This window comes from Janthinobacterium tructae, from assembly GCF_006517255.1.
GTDB classification, from domain to species: Bacteria; Pseudomonadota; Gammaproteobacteria; order Burkholderiales; family Burkholderiaceae_D; genus Janthinobacterium; species Janthinobacterium tructae.
On record NZ_CP041185.1, the window covers coordinates 222,260 to 236,333 of the forward strand.

The following is a 14,074-nucleotide window of genomic DNA, read 5'->3' on the forward strand; positions in this document are numbered from 1 at the left end:
GTTGCAGAAGCAGCCGCCTCGCGCACGCCAGGCGGCTTTTTTCATGGGGCAGGGGATTTATGCTGCTGCGCAAAAAAATGCCGGGCCTTCTGTATTTTCTTCCTTGTGGAAAAGCTTCCTTTTGGTTATAATTCAAAGGTTTAGCCAATCACACATATACCGTAGCGACTACCCATCCCCTCATTCAAAATGACCGTTGAAACACCCTGAGTGCATCTGGCTCGGGTATCTAGGCGGTCGGTCTGACGTGGCGCAGCTACGGTAACTTTATCAGGAGTTGCCCTTGCCGCCATTTTTTTCTGGCCCTGCCGTTCCAGCCATATTAGCGCTTGCTGATGGAACGATTTTCAAAGGTTTTTCGATCGGTGCCGCCGGTCATACCACGGGCGAGGTTGTTTTCAACACCTCGATGACCGGGTATCAGGAAATCCTTACCGACCCAAGCTATTGCCGCCAGATGGTCACCCTGACCTATCCGCATATCGGCAATACGGGCGTCAATCCGGAAGACGTCGAGTCTTCCAAGGTACACGCCGCTGGCCTCATCATCCGCGATCTGCCATTGCTGGCATCCAATTTCCGTTCCACGCTCTCCCTGTCCGATTACCTGAAAGCTGAAAATATCGTCGCCATCGCCGGCATCGATACACGCAAGCTCACGCGCATCCTGCGTGAAAAAGGTGCGCAGGGCGGCGCCATCCTGGTCGGCACGCAAGGCAATGAGCCATCCGCCGCGCAAGCGCTGGAACTGGCCCGCTCCTTCCCCGGCCTGGCCGGCATGGACCTGGCCAAGGTGGTATCGAGCAAGGCCGTCTATGAGTACCGCGAAACGGAATGGACCTTGGGCGAAGGCTACGGCCAACTGGCTGACGCGGACGCGAAGTACCACGTGGTCGCCTTCGACTACGGCGTCAAGCGCAACATCCTGCGCATGCTGACGGCACGCGGCTGCAAAGTTACCGTGCTGCCGGCGCAAGCCACCGCTGCCGACGCCCTGGCGTTGAATCCGGACGGCATCTTCCTGTCGAACGGTCCCGGCGACCCGGAACCGTGCGACTACGCGATTGCCGCGACCAAGGAGCTGATCGAGAAGGGTATCCCGACCTTCGGTATCTGCCTGGGCCACCAGATCATGGCGATCGCTTCCGGCGCGAAAACGCTGAAGATGAAGTTCGGCCACCACGGCGCGAACCACCCGGTGCAAGACCTGGAAACGAAACAGGTCTTGATTACCTCGCAAAACCACGGTTTCGCAGTCGATGCGGCAACTCTGCCCGCGAATTGCCGCGTGACCCATGAATCGCTGTTCGACGGCTCCCTGCAGGGCTTTGCCCGCACGGACAAGCCGGCCTTCTGCTTCCAGGGCCACCCTGAAGCGTCGCCGGGCCCGATGGATGTTGCTTACCTGTTTGACCGCTTCATCAACTTGATGGCTGCGGAGGAGAAAAAGAAAAATGCCTAAACGTTTAGATATCAAAAGTATTCTGATTATTGGCGCTGGCCCGATCGTGATCGGCCAGGCCTGCGAATTCGATTATTCCGGCGCGCAAGCGTGCAAGGCCCTGCGCGAAGAGGGCTACAAAGTCATCCTGGTCAACAGCAATCCCGCGACCATCATGACGGACCCGGAAATGGCCGACGTCACCTACATCGAACCGATCACCTGGTCGGTCGTTGAACGCATCATCGCCAAGGAGCGTCCTGACGCCATCCTGCCGACGATGGGTGGCCAGACGGCACTGAACTGCGCGCTGGACCTGTTCAACAATGGCGTGCTGGCGAAGTACAACGTCGAGCTGATCGGCGCATCGCCGGAAGCCATCGACAAGGCGGAAGACCGTTCCAAGTTCAAGGACGCGATGACCAAGATCGGCCTCGGTTCGGCCCGTTCCGGCGTGGCGCACTCGATGGAAGAGTCGTGGGCCGTGCAGCGCACGCTGGGCTTCCCGACCATCATCCGTCCATCGTTCACCATGGGCGGTTCCGGCGGCGGCATCGCCTACAACGAAGAAGAATTCGAAACCATCTGCAAGCGCGGCCTGGAAGCCTCGCCGACGAAAGAGTTGCTGATCGAAGAATCGTTGCTGGGCTGGAAAGAGTACGAGATGGAAGTGGTACGCGACAAGGCGGACAACTGCATCATCATCTGCTCGATCGAAAACCTGGACCCGATGGGCGTGCACACGGGCGACTCGATCACGGTCGCGCCGGCGCAAACCCTGACGGACAAGGAATACCAGATCATGCGCAATGCCAGCCTGGCAGTGCTGCGCGAGATCGGCGTCGACACCGGTGGCTCGAACGTGCAATTCTCGATCAACCCTGTCGACGGCCGCATGATCGTCATCGAGATGAACCCGCGCGTGTCGCGTTCGTCGGCGCTGGCCTCGAAAGCGACGGGTTTCCCGATTGCAAAGATCGCCGCCAAGCTGGCCGTCGGTTACACCCTGGACGAGTTGCGCAATGAAATCACGGGCGGCGCCACGCCGGCATCGTTCGAACCGTCGATCGATTACGTCGTTACGAAGATCCCCCGTTTCACGTTCGAGAAGTTCCCGACCGCCGACCACCACCTGACGACGCAGATGAAATCCGTCGGCGAAGTGATGGCCATAGGCCGTACCTTCCAGGAATCGTTCCAGAAAGCCTTGCGCGGCCTGGAAGTGGGCGTGGACGGCATGAACGAAAAAACCAAGGACCGCGAAAAGATCGAAGAAGAACTGGGTGAGCCCGGTCCTGAGCGCATCTGGTACGTGGGCGATGCGTTTGCCCAGGGCTTTACCCTGGAAGAAGTGCACAACCTGACCAAGATCGACCCATGGTTCCTGATCCAGATCAAGGAAATCGTCGACCTGGAACTGTGGCTCGATACGCAGAAGCTGGACAACCTGGACAAGAACACCCTGTACAAGTTGAAACAGAAGGGCTTCTCGGACCGCCGCCTGGGCTTTTTGCTGCAGACGACCGACACGGCCGTGCGCCTGCAGCGCCATGCGCTGGGCATCCGTCCCGTCTACAAGCGCGTCGATACCTGCGCAGCGGAATTTTCGACCGACACGGCGTACATGTATTCCACGTACGACGAAGAGTGCGAATCGAATCCGACCGACAAGAAAAAGATCATGGTGCTGGGCGGTGGCCCGAACCGTATCGGCCAGGGTATCGAGTTTGACTATTGCTGCGTCCACGCGGCCCTCGCCATGCGCGAAGATGGCTATGAGACCATCATGGTCAATTGCAATCCAGAAACGGTTTCGACCGACTACGATACTTCGGACCGTCTGTACTTCGAGTCGCTGACCTTGGAAGACGTGCTGGAAATCGTCGCCATCGAAAAACCGGTGGGCGTGATCGTGCAGTACGGCGGCCAGACACCATTAAAACTGGCGCTGGACCTGGAAGCGAATGGCGTACCGATCATCGGCACCTCGCCCGACATGATCGATGCGGCCGAAGACCGCGAGCGTTTCCAGCAACTGCTGCACAAGCTGGAACTGCGCCAGCCGCCTAACCGCACCGCGCGCACGGAAGCCGACGCTTTGGCGCTGGCGCAGGAAATCGGCTACCCGCTGGTGGTGCGTCCATCGTACGTGCTGGGCGGGCGCGCCATGGAAATCGTCCATGAACAACGCGACCTGGAGCGCTACATGCGCGAAGCCGTCAAGGTTTCGCACGATTCGCCCGTACTGCTGGACCGCTTCCTGAACGACGCCATCGAGTGCGACGTCGATTGCATCTCCGACGGCGAAACGACGTTCATCGGCGGCGTGATGGAACACATCGAACAGGCTGGCGTCCACTCGGGCGACTCGGCTTGCTCCTTGCCGCCATACTCGCTGTCGCAAGAAACCATCGATGAACTGAAGCGCCAGACGGCGCTGATGGCCAAGGGTTTGAACGTGGTCGGCCTGATGAACGTGCAGTTCGCCATCCAGAAACAGGAAATCGATGGCGAAATGAAAGACGTCGTCTTCGTGCTGGAAGTCAATCCGCGCGCTTCTCGCACCGTGCCTTTCGTCTCGAAAGCCACCGGTCTGCAACTGGCGAAGATCGCCGCGCGCTGCATGGTCGGCCAGTCGCTGGCCTCGCAAGGCATCACGCAGGAAGTCGTGCCGCCTTACTTCAGCGTCAAGGAAGCCGTCTTCCCGTTCGTCAAGTTCCCGGGCGTGGACACCATCCTCGGCCCTGAAATGAAATCGACGGGCGAAGTCATGGGCGTGGGCCTGACGTTCGGCGAAGCGTTTGTGAAATCGCAACTGGGCGCCGGCGTGAACCTGCCAAAATCGGGCAAGGTCTTCATCAGCGTGAAAGCGTCGGACAAGCCGCGCGCCGTGCAAGTGGCGCGCGACCTGGTCGAGTCCGGTTTTACCGTGGTCGCCACCAAGGGCACCGCCGCCGTGATCGCTGCTGCCGGCATCGCCGTCACGCCAGTGAACAAGGTGATCGAAGGCCGTCCGCACATCGTCGACATGATCAAGAATCATGAAATCGTGCTGGTGATCAACACCGTGGAAGAAAAACGCAGCGCCATCGTCGATTCGCGGGCCATCCGCACTTCGGCCCTGGCGTCGCGCGTGACGACCTACACCACCATCGCGGGCGCGGAAGCGGCCGTCGAAGGCATCCGTCACCTGGATGAGTTGCGTGTGTACGATTTGCAAGGTCTGCACAAGACCTTGAGCTAAGTGCGTTTGCAGTGGCCGCCGTTAGGCGGTACACTGCATGCTTATCAACCACAGAGTTCCGTGCAGAGCAGCGCGCGGCCTCTGTGGTTTTCACTTGGTAAGTCCGTTAACCGTGGCAAAACACGGACAACGGCACCGATAACCAGCAGATAGTAGAGATAACATGACCTCAGTCCCATTGACCAAATACGGCGCAGAACTTCTGAAGGAAGAGCTGCATCACTTGAAGACCAAGGAACGCCGCATCGTCATCGATGCGATCGCCGAAGCGCGTTCGCACGGAGATTTGTCGGAAAACGCCGAGTACGATGCCGCCAAGGAACGCCAGGCCTTCGTCGAAGGCCGCATCGCCGAACTCGAAGGCAAGCTGGGCGCAGCGCAAATCATCGACCCGACCGCGCTCGACGCGGAAGGCCGCGTGGTGTTTGCCTCGACCGTGAACCTGGAAGACCTGGAATCGGGCCAGAAAGTCACGTACCAGATCGTCGGCCTCGATGAAGCCGACCTGAAAAAGAACAAAGTATCCGTGACGTCCCCGATCGCGCGTGCGCTGATCGGCAAGTACGCCGGCGACGTGGTGGAAGTGCAGGCGCCGTCCGGCCCGCGCGAATACGAAATCCTGGAAGTGCTGTACATCTGATGCTCGCCCGCGTGCGCTTCCTGGTTGCAACCCTGTGGGCCGGCAGCCTGTGGACCATCGGCTTCATCGTGGCGCCCACATTGTTTGCTACCTTGAGCGACCGCGTGCTGGCGGGCAATATTGCCGGCAGCATGTTCCGCGCCGAAGCCTGGCTGTCGATCGCCTGTGCTTTGGTGTTGCTGGCCTTGCTGCAATGGGGTGCGGGCGCGCTGGAGCTGAAACGCCGGCGCCTGCTGGCCGCGCTGGTGCTGGCTATGCTGGTGTGTGCGCTGCTCAGTCATTTCGGCATTTCGCCGCTGATGGCCGAGCTCAAGGCGCAGGCCCCGTCGGGCATCATGGACGAGGCCATGCGCAGCCGCTTCGGCATGCTGCATGGCGTGTCGACCCTGATCTTTGCCGTGCAGAGCTTGCTGGCGGGCGTGCTGATCTGGAAGCAGCAGTAATCGGCAGTGGTGTTGTCGGATTACGCGCTGCGCGCTAATCCGACCTGCATGGCAACACGTAGGTCGGATTAGCGAGGCCGCAGGCCACGCGTAATCCGACGCCGCAGCAGCAACAAAAAAAGCGGAGCAGGGGATATCCCGTGCTCCGCTTCTTGTTTCAAGCCCGGCAGCCTTGCGGTTGCCGGGTGAACAGGCTTACTTGCTGCCCAGTGCGCTTTTCTTGGCGCTTTTCTGACGTGGCTTGGCACGCTTGATGGAACCGCCTTCGGTAACGCGCTCATTGCCCTTGATCATGACTTTCGTCACGCTGGGGCGCTTGGTGCCGCTGGCGCTGGCCTTGACGATGGTCACTTCGCGCATGCCTTTGCCGGCGCTGACCTTCTCCTTAACCACTTCTTTTTTCGGACGGTAGATTACCAGCAGTTTGCCAATATGTTGTACCGGGGCGGCGCCGAGATTGCCGCAAATCGTATCGTACATTCCGACGCGGGCTTCGCGGTCGTCGCCGAACACGCGGACTTTAATCAGACCGTGCGAATCCAGGCCAAGGTCGATCTCTTTGAGGACAGCAGGTGTCAAGCCCGCTTCGCCAATGATGACGATAGGCTTCAGCGCGTGTGCTTCGGCGCGCAGTGCGCTGCGCTCTACGGGTGTAAGTTTTAGCATAATAATATTTAGTAATTCCCTTAAAAGCAGTATTCTACGCGAATGGCAAAGAAGAAATTAAACAAAAACTGGTTGCACGACCACATAAATGATCCTTATGTGAAGTTGGCGCAAAAAGAGGGCTACCGCGCCCGGGCAGCATACAAGCTCAAAGAAATCGATGAAGACGAAAAACTGATCAAGCATGGCCAGGTAATTGTCGACCTTGGTTGCACTCCTGGCAGCTGGGCCCAGTATCTGCGGCGCAAGCTGGCCGGCAAGGACGGCGGCGGGGTCAATGGTACCCTGATTGGCCTGGACATGCTGGAAATGGAACCGATCGCCGATTTCCACTTCATCCAGGGCGACTTCCGCGAAGCGCGCGTGCTGCGCCAGCTGGAAGTGGTGTTGCAAGGACGCAAGGTTGACGTGGTCCTGTCGGACATGGCACCGAATCTGTCGGGCATCGCCACGGCGGACGCTGCGCGCATGGAACATCTGATCGACCTGGCCATCGAATTTTCGCAATTGCATTTGAAACCATCGGGCGTCTTGCTGGTGAAATGCTTCAAAGATATGGGTTTCAGCCAGATCGTGGAGAAATTCCGCGCTGAATTCAAGGTCGTGGTGCAGAAAAAGCCCAAGGCCAGCCGCGACAAATCGTCAGAAATCTTCCTGATGGGGCGTGGTCTCAAGAATCCGCTGAAAAATGCCGTGCAAGAAGATGATTCCGCCCTTGATATTTAAGCGGGAATCCGCACATGGGAACGAGAAGTGCAGTAGCGTCTGATGGCATAAAAGCCTAAATTGTTTATACTGCATTTTTTTTGCGTGAGCGCGGTTTTTTCGCGCGCACGGATCGGCGGGCTTTGGCACGGCCCGCTTATTGCGAGTAAAATCGTGTTTCTAGCTATTGGTAAAGAGATGCGCACTGCATCCAAGGAGTCTTCGTGAATAACATGTTTTCCAAATCTGCCATCTGGGTAGTCGTATTGCTGCTGTTGTTCATGCTGTTCAAGCAATTCGACAGTCATGGCGCCACAGGCGGCAGCAAGGCCATCGCTTATTCCGATTTGCTGGATGAAGTCAAAGCCAAGCGTGTCAAGGATGTCGTGATCGAAGGTTCGTCGATCACCGCCAAGCTGATGGACGACACCAAGGTGCGTACCACCGCCACCAGCCTCGACAAGGGCCTGATCGGCGACCTGCGCGACAATGGCGTGCACTTCGATGTGCGCCCGCCCGAGGAAGCGTCTTTCCTGCAAACTATTTTTGTATCCTGGTTCCCCATGCTGCTGTTGATCGGCGTCTGGGTCTTCTTCATGCGTCAGATGCAAGGCGGCGGCAAGGGCGGTGCATTCTCGTTCGGCAAGTCGAAGGCGCGCATGATGGATGAAGCCAGCAACACCGTCACCTTCGCCGATGTCGCCGGTTGCGATGAAGCGAAAGAAGAAGTCAACGAAGTGGTCGACTTCCTCAAGGATCCGAGCAAATTCCAGAAACTGGGCGGCCGCATTCCCCGCGGCGTGCTGATGGTCGGTCCTCCGGGCACGGGTAAAACCCTGCTGGCGCGCGCCATCGCCGGCGAAGCCAAGGTGCCGTTCTTCTCGATTTCCGGTTCCGACTTCGTGGAAATGTTCGTCGGCGTCGGTGCAAGCCGCGTGCGTGACATGTTCGAAAACGCGAAAAAGCATTCGCCGTGCATCATCTTCATCGATGAGATCGACGCTGTCGGTCGTCACCGCGGCGCCGGCATGGGCGGCGGCAATGATGAGCGCGAACAGACCTTGAACCAGTTGCTGGTCGAGATGGACGGTTTTGAAGCGAACTCCGGCGTGATCGTCGTGGCCGCCACCAACCGCGCCGACGTGCTCGACAAAGCCTTGCTGCGTCCGGGCCGTTTCGACCGCCAGGTCTCCGTCGGCTTGCCCGATATCCGCGGCCGCGAACAGATCTTGAACGTGCACATGCGTAAAGTACCTATCAGTACCGACGTGAAAGCCGATATCCTGGCCCGCGGCACTCCCGGTTTCTCGGGCGCCGACCTGGCCAACCTGGTCAACGAAGCAGCTCTGTTTGCCGCCCGTCGCAGCAAGCGCCTGGTGGAAATGGCCGACTTCGAAGATGCGAAAGACAAGATCTACATGGGTCCTGAGCGTAAATCGATGATCATCCGCGAGGAAGAGCGTCGCAATACGGCTTACCATGAATCCGGTCACGCGGTGGTGGCCAAGTTGCTGCCGAAGGCCGATCCCGTGCACAAAGTGACGATCATGCCGCGCGGCTGGGCCCTGGGCCTGACCTGGCAGCTGCCGGAACACGACAACTTGTCCGCCTACAAGGACAAGATGCTGGAAGAAATTTCCATCCTGTTCGGTGGCCGCATCGCCGAAGAGATTTTCGTGGGACAGATGTCCACGGGTGCGTCAAATGACTTCTCGCGTGCCACCAAGCTGGCCCGCTCCATGGTGACCCGCTTCGGCATGTCCGACAGCATGGGCGTGATGGTCTACGAAGACAGCGAAAACGAAGGTTTCTTCGGTGGCGCCACCAAGACGATCTCGGAAGCGACCCAGCAAAAGGTCGATGCTGAAATCCGCAACATTCTCGACAAGCAATATGCTTTGGCGCGTACTTTGCTGGAAAGCAACCGCGACAAGGTCGAAATGATGACCAAAGCCTTGCTGGAATGGGAAACCATTGATGCAGAGCAAATTAATGACATCATGGCCGGCCTGGAGCCGCGTCCACCGAAAGTCATTCCGCCACGCCGCAATGCGGGTGGTGACAGCGGCACGGGCGGCATCTCGCCAAACGTGACGGCGCCAGCCTGATAACGGCCGCTCTGACGGGCGGCACGCAAGGGTATGGCAAGAACGAGGGTAAGGAGCAATCCTTGCCCTTTTTCGTTGCCGCAGCAGTTTTTCCCTGACGACTACAAAGATTTACATGCGACACTATTTGCAATTCGGCCGTTTCGGCTTCAACCTGTCCGGCACGCAGGCGCTGGTGATGGGCATCCTGAATATCACGCCAGACTCGTTTTCCGATGCGGGCCAGTATCAACTGCTTGAATTTGCCCTCTCGCGCGCCGAGCAGATGATAGTCGACGGCGTCGATATCATCGATATCGGCGGCGAATCAAGCCGTCCCGGCGCACCGCCGTTGCCGCTGCAGGACGAGCTTGCGCGCATCATGCCGGTGCTGTACGCCTTGCGCGACTGCGGCAAGCCCCTCTCCGTCGACACGTACAAACCCGAAGTGATGCGCGAAGCCATTCTGGCGGGCGCCGACATGATCAACGACATCAACGGTTTCCGCGCGCCGGGCGCCATCGAGGCCGTACAGGACAGCGATTGTGCGCTGTGCATCATGCACATGCAAAACGTGCCAGAAACCATGCAAGCCCAGCCCCAGTACGAGGATGTGGTGCGCGAAGTCACCGACTTTCTGCGCCAGCGCATCGACACGATGATGGCGGCGGGCATCGCCCGCGAGCGCCTGTGTGTCGATCCCGGCTTTGGTTTCGGCAAGACGGTGGAGCAAAACTATGCCTTGCTGCGCGCCACGCGCCAGTTGCGCAGCGAGCTGGATCTGCCCGTGCTGGCGGGCCTGTCGCGCAAGTCGATGATCGGCGCCGTCACGGGACGTCCCGTCGAGCAGCGCCTGGCCGGCAGTGTTGCCGGTGCGCTAGCTGCGGTAGCGCAAGGTGCAGAAATTATCCGTGTGCATGATGTAGCTGAAACCGTCGATGCGCTGAAGGTCTGGCGCATGGCGCACTGAGCCTGTAAGATTCATTATAAACAACAAAAAGAGAAATATATGACGCGTAAATATTTTGGTACCGATGGCATCCGTGGCCTGGTGGGCGCCGCTCCGATCACTCCCGATTTCGTCATGCGCCTCGGTTATGCGGCCGGCAAGGTGCTGGCCAAGTCGCAAGGCGGCAAGGCACGTCCGACCGTACTGATCGGCAAGGACACGCGCATTTCCGGCTACATGCTGGAAGCGGCGCTGGAAGCGGGCCTGTCGGCGGCCGGCGTGGATGTGATGCTGGCCGGCCCCATGCCGACGCCGGCGATTGCCTACCTGACGCGGGCGCTGCGCCTCTCGGCCGGGGTGGTCATTTCCGCCTCGCACAATCCGTATCACGACAATGGCATCAAGTTCTTTTCCGGCCAGGGCACCAAGCTGCCCGACAGCGTGGAACTGGAAATCGAAGCGGCGCTCGACGAGCCCATGGCTTGCGTACCGTCGGACAAGCTGGGCCGCGCCAAGCGCCTGGACGACGCCCAGGGCCGCTACATCGAATTTTGCAAAAGCACCTTTCCGAACGAACTGGACTTGCGCGGCCTGAAGATCGTCGTCGACTGCGCGCATGGCGCCGCCTACCATATCGCGCCGCACGTGTTCCATGAGCTGGGCGCGGAAGTCATCGCTATCGGCAACAAGCCCGATGGCTTCAACATCAATGCGGGCTTCGGCGCCACGGCAACCAAGGCGATGGCCGATGCCGTCGTCGAGCACGGTGCGGATCTGGGCATCGCTCTCGATGGCGACGCCGACCGCCTGATCATGTGCGACGCCACGGGGCGGCTGTATAACGGCGACGAGTTGTTGTACGTCATGGTCAAGGACCGGCTGGCAACGGGCCCCGTGGCGGGCGCCGTGGGCACCCTGATGACCAACATGGCGCTGGAAGTGCTGTTCAAGCAGCAGGGCATCGGCTTTGCGCGCGCCAAGGTGGGCGACCGCTACGTGCTGGAAGTGATGAAGGAAAAGGGCTGGATACTGGGCGGCGAGGGTTCCGGCCATCTGCTGTGTCTGGACCGCCACACGACGGGCGATGGCATCGTCTCTGCGCTGCAAGTCTTGTCCGCGCTCAAGCGCAGCGGCCAGAGCCTGCAGCAATGCCTGGCCGAACTGGTGCTGTTCCCGCAAACCCTGATCAATCTGCGCGTAGCGCCCGGTTTCGACTGGCAAAAAAATGCCGCCATGGTGGCCGAAAAAGAATTGGTCGAGGCCGAACTGGGCGACACGGGCCGCGTGCTGATCCGCGCATCGGGCACCGAACCGTTGATCCGCGTGATGGTGGAAGCGAAGGACAAGGGTCAGGCCGAGTCGATGGCGCGCCGCATCGCGGATAAAGTCGGCGGCTGAAATCGCCCAGGGCGGCGTTGCACTGCCTTGCCGTACTAAGTAACCCCCAATAAATTATTGTGATTTCTGACTTCCATAACCGGCGCTCTGCGGTGTTGCCCGCTGCTAGCAGTGCTCGCACTGCGTCGCAGCGGACGCCTTGCATAGCAGTCGGTTCTGTTCGTCATAAATTCACAATAATTTCCCGAGGATTACTTAGCGTACTGTCTTCGGCAGCGCGCCTTGCCCTGAACGTTTTCAGCAAGCCTCTTCAAGCAAGCGCCGATAGTTTTTTCCATCTAATTCGTCTATGGCAATTGACGAAATTGGCTGGGGGCGGTATTATCTTGTCTTCGGAGTGTGGCGCAGCCCGGTAGCGCACCTGGTTTGGGACCAGGGGGTCCAAGGTTCGAATCCTTGTACTCCGACCAAAGTCATAAGCGGGCTGTCAGAAATGACAGCCCGTTTTCTATTCCGCGCTGGCATTTCATTGCTGGCGCGCATGGATTAAAATACTGCACCTTTCCGCCCATCGTTCAACGGATAGGACAACGGTCTTCTAAACCGTGAATGGGGGTTCGATTCCCTCTGGGCGGACCAGTTTCATATTGGCCACGGCTTGCGCCATGCGGCTGCCATCTTCTCTCTTTCCTGTCTGTCAGCACGCGGCCCTAAGGCTGCGCAAACAGCACTACGCTCAGCAAATACAACAACGGCACCGCGCACAGCAGCGCAGAACATACCGAAACGATTTTTCTGTTGGCCAGTCGGGCCAGACGCAGCCTTTCCCGCACGGGCAAGTGCTGGCGGATCACGCTGCGCGCGCGTGGCTGAAACGGTTGTTCGTGCATGAGTTCTCCCTTGTCGATCAGCAGTTGATGCTGTCGAGCATAGCGAGGGGGATCTAAAAATGGTGTAAACAGTGGGCCTTGCGCCGCAAGCGCGGCGTAAAGATGCGACTGGCATTGAGGGCGGCAGCGGACGCTGCTGCGCCACTGCCGTTATGCGGCTTGTGATGAGACTTACTTTCCCTGGCGGCGGCGTGCCAGGAAGCCCAGCATGCCCAGGCCGGCCAGCAGCATGGCATAGGTTTCAGGTTCCGGCACGGCGGAAATGAAGGCCCTGTAGTTGCTCAGATCCTTGGGCAGGCCCGCCACCGTGAAAGTGGCGCCGGCGGCCACGGGTGCGGCCCAGTGGAACACCAGTTCGCCCTTGCCGAAGTGGATGGCCAGATAGTCATAGGCGGCTGCGCTCGTATAGGAATTGACACCGCCGCTCAAGCCTGCCGTGGTGCCGGCAGTGCAGCCCGAGGTGGCGTTGTCGCAATACGAGACGGCGGCGCCCAGGCTGGTGCCGAAGACAGCGTTGATATACCCCTGGATGTCGGATGGGCTTTGCGGCGTCAGGTTGTCGTCATAGTATTTCACCATCAATGCCGGCGACGGCGTGTAGGTAACGGTGTTGCCGGCGATGACGAAACCGCTGGCCGGACCCACATCCACCCAGGTGGCCGCTTGCGCCGCACTTGCCAGTACGGTCATTGCGGCCAGCATGGATGCCTTGATGGCAATGCTCTTTATGCTTTTCATGAAAATCCCCTTGTGCTTGAGACAGTCGCTTCATAATGTTGGGACGCGCCCCTGCATGCCGGGGAAGTCATCCCGTTGCCCGTTTTCAGCTATTTCCTGTACGTAGCGAGTAGGCAAATGAAAGCTTACTCTTGATGTAAACTAATGCAATTTTAATAATTCTATTGGTTCGCTTGACAACATCGTATATGGCTATGTATGGCTGTGCTAGCGATAGCCAGCATGACGTTGGGAAATGGCGTGACAAGGCGCGCCAGTTTGTGCTGGCGGCGCCTTGGCTTGGGGAGGGGAGGCGGGTGCGTCAGTCGTTGTTGTTGCTGACGCCAAACAGACGGTCCTTGGCGTTGAGCAATTTTTGCACCTTGGCGCCCATTTTCATCAGTTGCGCCATCGATTCGGGCGACAGGCGCTGCAAGTCGTCGAACCAGGTGTTGGCCAGGTCGACCAATTCATACATTTCGCGCATGCGCTCCTGCGCATACTGGTCCACGGGTTCCGTGGCCGGCGCCAGCAGCGATTCGCGCAGCACCGTCAGCGTGGGCGCCACTTCGCGGCGGCGGCGTTCGGCGGCTACCACGCGGAAGATTTGCCACACATCGCCCAGGGACGAAAAATACTCGCGCCGGTCGCCGGGGATGCGCGACTGGCGGATCAAGCCCCAGCCCTGCAATTCCTTCAAGCCGATGCTGACGTTCGAGCGTGAAAAACTCAGGTGTTCCGCGATTTCGTCCGCGTGCAAAGGATGCTCCGCGACAAACAACAAGGCGTACACTTGTCCCACCGTACGGTTAAAGCCCCAGCGGCTGCCCATCTCGCCGAAATGGCTGACAAAGGTCAGGATCAGCGGCGTCATGTGGATATTTTGAGTTTTCATAATTATCTGAATTTTTTCACGCCACACCCGCAGGGTCAATTGATATATGTCATGTTTCG

The 14,074-nt window shown here is 59.0% G+C and carries 12 protein-coding genes and 2 tRNA genes; 10 read left to right on the forward strand and 4 right to left on the reverse strand.

Annotated features, from left to right (window positions below):
- The first annotated feature begins 283 nt into the window (after positions 1 to 283).
- The 4 genes from carA to FJQ89_RS01045 all read left to right on the forward strand — a co-directional run bounded on the left by carA (position 284) and on the right by FJQ89_RS01045 (position 5,768).
- Positions 284 to 1,462, forward strand: a complete 1,179-nt coding sequence (gene carA, locus FJQ89_RS01030) for a glutamine-hydrolyzing carbamoyl-phosphate synthase small subunit (RefSeq protein WP_141168687.1) — start codon at positions 284 to 286, stop codon at positions 1,460 to 1,462.
- The gene (gene carB / locus FJQ89_RS01035) at positions 1,455 to 4,685 is read left to right on the forward strand and encodes a carbamoyl-phosphate synthase large subunit (RefSeq protein WP_141168688.1); all 3,231 of its coding nucleotides are present in this window, start codon (positions 1,455 to 1,457) and stop codon (positions 4,683 to 4,685) included. Before carA ends, carB begins: the two co-directional genes overlap by 8 nt.
- Before the next feature lie 163 nt (positions 4,686 to 4,848).
- Positions 4,849 to 5,325 carry a transcription elongation factor GreA gene (gene greA / locus FJQ89_RS01040; RefSeq protein ID WP_010397233.1) on the forward strand — a complete coding sequence of 159 codons (477 nt, stop codon included), beginning with the start codon at positions 4,849 to 4,851 and terminating at the stop codon, positions 5,323 to 5,325.
- Entirely contained in the window at positions 5,325 to 5,768 is a 444-nt protein-coding gene (locus tag FJQ89_RS01045) for a DUF4149 domain-containing protein (RefSeq protein WP_205704547.1), read from the forward strand. Before greA ends, FJQ89_RS01045 begins: the two co-directional genes overlap by 1 nt.
- 195 nt (positions 5,769 to 5,963) lie before the next feature.
- Here the strand turns inward: FJQ89_RS01045 and FJQ89_RS01050 are convergent, their stop codons facing one another.
- Positions 5,964 to 6,434, reverse strand: coding sequence for a YhbY family RNA-binding protein (locus tag FJQ89_RS01050; protein ID WP_010397237.1), 471 nt, complete (start codon positions 6,432 to 6,434; stop codon positions 5,964 to 5,966).
- 42 nt (positions 6,435 to 6,476) lie between these two features.
- Here FJQ89_RS01050 and FJQ89_RS01055 point away from each other — a divergent pair, with 42 nt between their 5' ends.
- The 6 genes from FJQ89_RS01055 (at position 6,477) to FJQ89_RS01080 (ending at position 12,152) form a co-directional block, all read left to right on the forward strand.
- Positions 6,477 to 7,160, forward strand: coding sequence for an RlmE family RNA methyltransferase (locus tag FJQ89_RS01055; RefSeq protein ID WP_096234939.1), 684 nt, complete (start codon positions 6,477 to 6,479; stop codon positions 7,158 to 7,160).
- Between the two features lie 203 nt (positions 7,161 to 7,363).
- A complete protein-coding gene (gene ftsH, locus FJQ89_RS01060; RefSeq protein ID WP_071077941.1) occupies positions 7,364 to 9,247 on the forward strand; it encodes an ATP-dependent zinc metalloprotease FtsH in 1,884 nt (627 codons plus the stop codon).
- A gap of 115 nt (positions 9,248 to 9,362) precedes the next feature.
- On the forward strand, positions 9,363 to 10,196 hold the full coding sequence (gene folP, locus FJQ89_RS01065; protein ID WP_141168690.1) for a dihydropteroate synthase: 834 nt from the start codon (positions 9,363 to 9,365) through the stop codon (positions 10,194 to 10,196).
- A 39-nt stretch (positions 10,197 to 10,235) separates the two neighbouring features.
- Positions 10,236 to 11,573: a phosphoglucosamine mutase gene (gene glmM, locus FJQ89_RS01070; protein WP_141168691.1), complete on the forward strand. Its 1,338-nt coding sequence runs from the start codon at positions 10,236 to 10,238 to the stop codon at positions 11,571 to 11,573.
- Positions 11,574 to 11,906: 333 nt separating this feature from the next.
- Positions 11,907 to 11,983, forward strand: a tRNA-Pro gene (locus FJQ89_RS01075).
- Positions 11,984 to 12,077: 94 nt separating this feature from the next.
- Positions 12,078 to 12,152, forward strand: a tRNA-Arg gene (locus FJQ89_RS01080).
- A 71-nt stretch (positions 12,153 to 12,223) separates the two neighbouring features.
- Here the strand turns inward: FJQ89_RS01080 and FJQ89_RS01085 are convergent.
- The 3 genes from FJQ89_RS01085 to FJQ89_RS01095 all read right to left on the reverse strand — a co-directional run bounded on the left by FJQ89_RS01085 (position 12,224) and on the right by FJQ89_RS01095 (position 14,015).
- Positions 12,224 to 12,403, reverse strand: a complete 180-nt coding sequence (locus tag FJQ89_RS01085; protein ID WP_141168692.1) for a hypothetical protein — start codon at positions 12,401 to 12,403, stop codon at positions 12,224 to 12,226.
- 171 nt (positions 12,404 to 12,574) lie between these two features.
- On the reverse strand, positions 12,575 to 13,141 hold the full coding sequence (locus FJQ89_RS28245; RefSeq protein WP_243136339.1) for a PEP-CTERM sorting domain-containing protein: 567 nt from the start codon (positions 13,139 to 13,141) through the stop codon (positions 12,575 to 12,577).
- Positions 13,142 to 13,442: 301 nt separating this feature from the next.
- Positions 13,443 to 14,015 (reverse strand): GbsR/MarR family transcriptional regulator, encoded by a 573-nt coding sequence (locus tag FJQ89_RS01095; RefSeq protein ID WP_242428456.1) that lies wholly within the window; start codon positions 14,013 to 14,015, stop codon positions 13,443 to 13,445.
- Positions 14,016 to 14,074: the final 59 nt, after the last annotated feature.